The following is a 1065-nucleotide window of genomic DNA, read 5'->3' on the forward strand; positions in this document are numbered from 1 at the left end:
CGCGGCGAGCACGGCGCGCAGGTCGGGCACGCGACCGGTGTACCCGCGGGCCTGCATGGCGCGCTGCACCCGCTCGCCGCGCTCGTAGCTGCGCACGAACAGCGCTCCCACTCCCCCGGCGGTCGCCCGGAGCCGCTCGAAACGTCCGGTGGCGCCGCGAGATTCGCGCGCGATCCGGGCGCGCGTCAGGTCGCCGGAGACGATGCCGACGTAGCGCACCATGAAGCCCGCGATCGCGACGAACGCTCCCGGCAGCCGGAGGCGGTCGAGCCCGGCGAGCAGGTCGGCGGCGCTCGTCGTGGCCGACAGCACGACGGCGGCGAGCACGCCGAGGGTGGCCTTGACCGCGAGCGTCGCCCCGCCGAGCATCCCCGCCTGCGCCAGCGACATCCCGAGCACCTCGACCCGCGGGCCGGAGGCGACGAACGGCATGGCGGCGGCGAACACGAGAAACGGCACCTCGACGACGAGCCGCCGCGCCACCGTCGTGACCGGAAGCCGAGCGAGCGCGACGACCACGACGAGCGCGGCGGCCTGCGCCGCGAACACCCCCCACGCGCCGGCCGGAGTCGCGACGACGCACAGCACGAATCCCAGCACCGAGAGCAGCTTGCCGGCGGCCGGGAGCCGGTGCACCGGGCCGGCCGTGGCGACGAGGAGGCCGTCGGGCCCGTGGGCTCCCGACAACTCAGCCGACTCGGGTGCGCTGACGCTCCGGGGCCGAGGCGCCGGCGGCCCGGCGCCGCGCGGCGAGGAGGAGCCAGGCCACGGCCAGGGTCACGGTGACGCCGACGACGCCGGCCAGGCTGGTGCCCCAGGCGCCGAGCCCGGCGACCCCGTAGTCGGCCAGCGGCGAGCCGGCCGTGACCGAGTCGCGTGCCGCCGCCTCGAATCCGAGGGCGCCCGCGACGAACTCGAGTCCGTCGGGGTGGGCGCTCGCGGCGAGCGCGAGCAGCCCGGCGACGAGCAGGGTGACCGACAGCGCGAGCCCGAACAGACCCCTGCCCCGGGGCGCCCGCCCCGACGCCGGTCCGGTCGCCCTGCTCGTCGCCGGGCTGCTCGCGC

At 77.7% G+C, this 1065-nt stretch carries 2 protein-coding genes; both read right to left on the reverse strand.

What is annotated here, in order from left to right:
* A partial coding sequence (cbiQ, locus tag PINTE_RS21405; RefSeq protein ID WP_157087459.1) for a cobalt ECF transporter T component CbiQ occupies positions 1-687 on the reverse strand: 687 nt, incomplete at its 3' end.
* 1 nt (position 688) lies between these two features.
* Positions 689-1065: PDGLE domain-containing protein (locus tag PINTE_RS21410; protein WP_174524044.1), on the reverse strand; the 377-nt coding region annotated here is incomplete at its 5' end.

The sequence above is a fragment of the Piscicoccus intestinalis NBRC 104926 genome (genome assembly GCF_001515525.1).
GTDB lineage: Bacteria > Actinomycetota > Actinomycetes > Actinomycetales > Dermatophilaceae > Kineosphaera > Kineosphaera intestinalis.